Genomic DNA, 5729 nt, shown 5'->3' with positions numbered 1-5729 from the left:
TGACCCACAAGGGCGACATCGCCACCGAGTCCGCCGCGGCCGTGGCCGGCGGGCTGACCAGCTTCATGGACATGCCCAACACCAACCCACCCACGCTCAACGCCGAGATCCTGCAGGCCAAATACGACGCCGCCGCCGGCCGCGCGCGCGCCAACTACGGCTTCTACATGGGTGCCAGCAACGACAACCTGGAACACATCCAGTCGCTGGACCCCAAGACCGCGCCGGGCATCAAGGTGTTCATGGGCGCCTCCACCGGCAACATGCTGGTGGACAACCCGGAGACCCTGGACGCGATCTTCCGCGACGCGCCCACCCCGATCATCACGCATTGCGAAGACACCCCGATGATCGACGCCAAGGCCAAGGAGTACGCCGAGAAGTACGGCGATGCGCTCAGCGCCGAACAGCACCCGGACATCCGCTCGCGCGAGGCCTGCCTGAAGTCCTCCGAGCTGGCGGTGTCGCTGGCGAAGAAGCACGGCACCCGCCTGCACGTGCTGCACATCTCCACCGCCGACGAGCTCAAGCTGTTCGAGCGCGGCCCGCTGATCCGTGCCGATGGCAGCCGCAAGCAGATCACCGCCGAAACCTGCATCCACTTCCTGCGCTTTGACCGCAGCGATTACGCGCGGCTGGGCAACCTGATCAAATGCAACCCGGCGATCAAGGAAGCCAGCGACCGCGAAGCGCTCACCCGCGCCGTGGCCGAGGACGTGATCGACGTGCTGGCCACCGATCACGCCCCGCACACCTGGGAAGAAAAGCAGAAGCCCTACCCGCAGGCGCCGTCGGGCCTGCCGCTGGTGCAGTACGCGCTGGTGGCCGCGCTGGAGCTGGTGCACGAAGGCAAGCTGGAGATCACCCAGGTGGTGCAGAAGTTCGCCCATGCCCCGGCGCAGCTGTTCGATGTGAGCCAGCGCGGCTACCTGCGCGAAGGCTATTTCGCCGACCTGGTGCTGGTGGAGGACGTGCCGTTCACCGTGAAGCGCGAGGACGTGCTGTCCAAGTGCGGCTGGTCGCCGTTCGAGGGCATGACCTTCCGTTCGCGCATTGCCTCGACGTGGGTCAACGGCGAGCTGGCGTGGGATGGCGAGAAGCTGGTGGGCGCGCCGAACGGCCAGCGCATGAGCTTCGACCGCTGATGCGGGCACGTCTGTTGGGCCTGGGCCTGCTCGCGGCGGGTGTTGTGGGCGTGGCCGCATTGCTACCCTCCTCCGCCGTGGCGCAGGCCGACAGCCGGGTGGTGTTTCCGGCCAGCGCCTCGCAGGGCGCCATGGTGATCGGCAAGGTGCCGGCGGGCAGCGTGGTGCAGTACGCCGGCCGCACGCTGCGGGTGAGCGGCTATGGCAGCGTGGTGTTCGGCATCGGCCGCGATGAGAAGGGACCGCTGCAGGTCCAGGTGCATCGTCCCGACGGCGGCAGTGAGACGGTGAGCATCGCGGTGACCCCGCGCGACTGGCCGACCGAACGCGTCAACGGCGTGCCGCCCAAGACCGTCAACCCGCCCCCGGCGATTGCCGAGCGGATCAAGCGCGAGCAGGCCCAGGTGACGGCGGCACGCGCGCGCGACGACGACCGCGCCGACTTCGCCAAGCCCTTCATCTGGCCGGTGCAGGGGCGTATCAGCGGCCGCTTCGGCAATGCCCGGGTATACAACGGCCAGCCCGGTGCGGGCCATTCGGGCATGGACATCGCCGTCCCCACCGGCACGCCGGTCAAGGCCCCCGCTGCCGGCGTGGTCACCTTCGCCGGGCCGGACCTGTACCTCACCGGCGGCACCTTGCTGCTGGACCACGGCTTCGGGATCAGCTCGAACTTCCTGCACCTGTCGCGGATCGACGTGAAGGTGGGCGACCGCGTCGAGCAGGGCCAGGTGATTGCCGCGGTCGGGGCCACCGGCCGTGCCACCGGCCCGCACCTGCATTGGGGCATGAACTGGTTCGACACCCGCATCGACCCACTGCTGGTGCTCGAGCGCGGTAAATGACCGGCACGCATCGACCGTGGGTCGATGCGTGCTCGACCACCGGTAGTGCCGGCCGCTGGCCGGCTCCCCGCCATCCGTGCATCGCGCGAACGGCAGCCGGGCAGAGCCCGGCGCTACGGGTCGGCGTGCCGACCAACCGGCGCGCATCGACCGTGGGTCGATGCGCGCTTGATCACCGGTAATGCCGGCCGCTGGCCGGCTCCCCGCCATCCATGCATCGCGCGAACAGCAGCCGGGCAGAGCCCGGCGCTACGGGTCGGCGTGCCGACCAACCGGCGCGCATCGACCGTGGGTCGATGCGTGCGCGATCTCCGGTAGTGCCGGCCGCTGACCGGCTCCCCGCCATCCGTGCATCGCGCGAACGGCAGCCGGGCAGAGCCCGGCGCTACGGGTCGGCGCGCCGACCAACCGGCGCGCATCGACCGTGGGTCGATGCGCGCTTGATCACCGGTAATGCCGGCCGCTGGCCGGCTCCCACCATCCATGCATCGCGCGAACAGCTGCCGGGCAGAGCCCGGCGCTACGGGTCGCCCGATCAGCCGCGGCCGGCCCACCACGTGCGCAGCAGCGTGCGCATCGGCGTGACCTTCAGTTCGCGGCCCTGCGCACTGGCCTGCAGGCGCGTGCGCGCCAGCGAGGCGTACATGCGCCGTGCGCGCGGGCCGGGCACGCGGGCCGGCCACCGCGCCAGCAGCTGCTGCGCCCAGCGTTGCGCGGCATCGCCATCGCCGGCGGCCAGCAGCGATCGCGGCACGGCCGCGACACCCGCAGCATTCAGCCGCTGGGCCAGCGTCTGCACCAGCACCGGGGTGGCCACATCGCCGCGCGCCGGCGTATCAAACATCACCGCTTCCACCGCGGCCACCGCGGCCGCGTACGGCTGCAGCACCTTGAATGCCTGCGCCGGGTCCGGCGCGGCCGCGCGGGCTTCGATCAGGTCCGGCAGCGCATCGGCCAGCGCGCTCCACGGCGCGCGCACCGGCTCCAGCAGGCGGCCCAACGGGTGGCGCGAGCGCTGCCCGGCCCAGCTGCGCAGTTCCTCGCCCCACCACGCCAGCTTGGCGTCGGCCGGCATCGGGTCGCCACTGGTGTTGAGGATGTCGTCGAACTCCTGCAGCAGCGTGAACCACGCCACCACCAGAGTGCGCTGCGCCTCGGGCACAAACGGTTCGGCCACCGACCATTCCGGCCAGCGGGTGCGCCACTTGTCCAGGAAACTGTCGAGGGCACTGGAAGTTGTCACGGGGTGTTCCTTGCAAAGGGGCGGCACCCATCAACGCTGGGTACCTACCGGGGGTGCGCAGCGGCTCAGTGCCGTTGCGTGCCTGGGGTGTGGTGCGTACCCGCCAACGGTGGGTACCTGCCGGGTCAACCGCGTGCGGGTGGCCAGGCGTCGGCGCGCTGCAGCTGCGCGGGGTGCTCGATCATGCGCTCGGCGCCCCAGGCCAGCGGGTCGTCGGCGTCCAGCCGGTAGCCCCAGAGGGCAGCGACCGAGGCCATGCCCGCGGCGTTGGCGGCCACGATGTCGCGCTCGTCATCGCCCACGTAGATGCAGGTGGCCGGATCGACGTTCATGCGTTCGGCAGCGGCCAGCAGCGGCAGCGGGTGCGGCTTGCGCTGGGCCAGGGTGTCGCCGCCGATCAGCACGTTGCAGCGCGTGTCCCACCCCAGCTGCGGCACGATCAACCGCGCCAGGTATTCGGGCTTGTTGGTGACGATGCCCCAGGCACAGCCCGCGGCATCCAGCGCATCAAGCATGCCGGCCACGCCGTCGAACAGCACCGCGTGCTGGCCGATCAGGGCTTCATAACGCTGCAGGAACTCGGGCACCAGCGCATCGCGCTCGACCTGGCCCAGCTCCGGGAAGGCCACCGACACCATCGCGCGCGAGCCCTTGGACACCACCGGGCGCAACGCGTCCAGGCGGATCGGGGCGCGGTCGCGCGCGGCCAGCATCGCGTTGGCGGTGGCCAGCATGTCCGGCGCGCTGTCCAGCAGCGTGCCGTCCAGGTCGAACAGAACCGCGTGCGGAAAACCGGACTCAGACACCTGCGGCATCGTCCGGCTTGACCGCATGGGCCAGGTAGTTGATGTCGGTGCGGCTGCTCAGCCGCGCGCGGTTGCGCCACGGCTCGTAGGCCATGCCGCTGACATCGCGCAGGCCCAGGTCGGCTTCGCGCAGCCACTTGCCCAGCTCGGCCGGCTTGATGAAGTCCTGGTAGTGATGGGTGCCCTTGGGCAGCAGCCGCGCCACGTACTCGGCACCGACGATGGCCACCGCGAAGGCGGCCGGGGTGCGGTTGACGGTGGACAGGAACAGCTGGCCGCCCGGCTTCAGCAGTCGGTGGCAGGCGGCGATGATCGCGCCCGGGTCCGGCACGTGCTCCAGCATTTCCATGCAGGTGACCACGTCGAAACTGCCCGGCTGTTCGGCGGCCAGGTCCTCGGCGGCCTGCACGCGGCAATCCACCGTCACGCCCGACTCCAGGCTGTGCAGGCGCGCCACCTTGACCAGTTCCGGCGCCAGGTCGATCGCGGTGACCTCGGCGCCTTCCTTGGCCAGCGCTTCGCTGAGCAGGCCGCCACCACAACCGATATCCAGCACGCGGGCGCCGCGCAGGGGCACGCGCCGGGCAACGTACTGCAGGCGGACCGGGTTCAGGGCATGCAGCGGCTTCTGCGGGCCGTCGACGTCCCACCAGCGGTTGGCGAGGGCGGCGAACTTGTCCAGTTCGGCCTGGTCGAAATTGGTGGACGCGTGGGGGGTGTTCATGGGGGTCCTTGGTGCGTCAAGCACGGATGTGTCGGATGCGCTCGCGCCACTGGCGCGCGTTGGCGACGATCGCCGCGGTGTCCATGCCGACCAGTTCGCGCTGCACCAGTTTGGGCTGGCCGGCAATCCAGACATCGCTGACCTGGTGGCGGCCGGCGGCGTAGACAAGCTGCGAGAGCACATGGTGCAGCGGTTGGGTTTCCAGCGCGGACAGGTCCACGCAGACCAGATCGGCCTGCTTGCCCACTTCGATCGAGCCGATGCGGTCGCCGAAGCCCAGCGCGCGTGCGCCGCCCAGGGTGGCCGCGCGCAGCGTGGTGGCCGCGTCGAGCGCGGTGGCATCGTTGGCCACGGCCTTGGCCAGGATCGCCGCGGTGCGGTTTTCGCTGAACATGTCCAGGTCGTTGTTGCTGGCACAGCCGTCGGTACCGATGGCCAGGTTCACGCCCGCACGCTGCAGCGCGCACGCCGGGCAGAAGCCGGAGGCCAGCTTGAGGTTGGATTCGGGGCAATGCACCACGCTGACGCCGCGCTCGGCGCACAGGTGGATTTCCGCTTCGGTCAGCTGGGTCATGTGCACCGCGATCAGGCGGTCGTTGACCAGGCCCAGGCGATCCAGCCGCGCCAGCGGGCGCTGGCCGTGCAGCTTGATCGAGTCGGTGATTTCCTGCGCGGTTTCATGCGTGTGCAGATGCACCTGCATGTCCAGCTGGTCGGACAGCATGCGCACGCGTTCGAAATTGGCATCGTTGACGGTGTACGGCGCGTGCGGCGCGAACGAGGTGCCGATCAGCGGGTCGTTGCGCCACTGGTCGTGCAGCTCGCCGGCCTTGGCGAAGTACTCGTCGTCGGTCTTGGCCCAGGCGGTCGGGAAATCGATGATCACCGCGCCGACCAGCGCACGGAAGCCGTGCTGCTTGTAGACGGCGGCCTGGACGTCGGAGAAGAAGTAGTTTTCGTTGGCGC

At 70.1% G+C, this 5729-nt stretch carries 6 protein-coding genes; 2 read left to right on the top strand and 4 right to left on the bottom strand.

The window, feature by feature from the left end; translation table 11 throughout:
- Both DBR34_RS17445 and DBR34_RS17440 read left to right on the top strand, forming a co-directional pair.
- Positions 1-1145, top strand: a 1145-nt coding sequence (locus DBR34_RS17445) for a dihydroorotase (protein WP_128097725.1), incomplete at its 5' end; no start/stop codon positions are given.
- Entirely contained in the window at positions 1145-1990 is an 846-nt protein-coding gene (locus tag DBR34_RS17440) for a M23 family metallopeptidase (protein ID WP_181394060.1), read from the top strand. The genes DBR34_RS17445 and DBR34_RS17440, both read left to right, overlap by 1 nt.
- Before the next feature lie 535 nt (positions 1991-2525).
- Here DBR34_RS17440 and DBR34_RS17435 read toward each other — a convergent pair.
- The 4 genes from DBR34_RS17435 to DBR34_RS17420 form a co-directional block, all read right to left on the bottom strand.
- A complete protein-coding gene (locus DBR34_RS17435; RefSeq protein ID WP_128097723.1) occupies positions 2526-3233 on the bottom strand; it encodes a squalene/phytoene synthase family protein in 708 nt (235 codons plus the stop codon).
- 125 nt (positions 3234-3358) lie between these two features.
- A complete protein-coding gene (locus tag DBR34_RS17430) occupies positions 3359-4048 on the bottom strand; it encodes a phosphoglycolate phosphatase (RefSeq protein WP_128097722.1) in 690 nt (229 codons plus the stop codon).
- Positions 4032-4763, bottom strand: a complete 732-nt coding sequence (gene ubiG, locus DBR34_RS17425; RefSeq protein ID WP_128097721.1) for a bifunctional 2-polyprenyl-6-hydroxyphenol methylase/3-demethylubiquinol 3-O-methyltransferase UbiG — start codon at positions 4761-4763, stop codon at positions 4032-4034. Before ubiG ends, DBR34_RS17430 begins: the two co-directional genes overlap by 17 nt.
- Before the next feature lie 16 nt (positions 4764-4779).
- A partial coding sequence (locus DBR34_RS17420) for an amidohydrolase family protein (RefSeq protein WP_258224073.1) occupies positions 4780-5729 on the bottom strand: 950 nt, incomplete at its 5' end.

Source organism: Stenotrophomonas sp. HMWF003 (genome assembly GCF_003061285.1).
Lineage (GTDB): Bacteria > Pseudomonadota > Gammaproteobacteria > Xanthomonadales > Xanthomonadaceae > Stenotrophomonas > Stenotrophomonas maltophilia_AP.
The sequence above is the reverse complement of the archived record's forward strand: the minus strand, read 5'-3'. Positions and strand labels throughout refer to the sequence as shown.

What these genes read in the sequence shown, in the direction of transcription:
- DBR34_RS17430 (WP_128097722.1), bottom strand. Translation starts at nt 4,048, where the DNA reads ATGCCGCAGGTGTCTGAGTCCGGTTTTCCGCACGCGGTTCTGTTCGAC.
- DBR34_RS17440 (WP_181394060.1), top strand. Translation starts at nt 1,145, where the DNA reads ATGCGGGCACGTCTGTTGGGCCTGGGCCTGCTCGCGGCGGGTGTTGTG.
- ubiG (WP_128097721.1), bottom strand. Translation starts at nt 4,763, where the DNA reads ATGAACACCCCCCACGCGTCCACCAATTTCGACCAGGCCGAACTGGAC.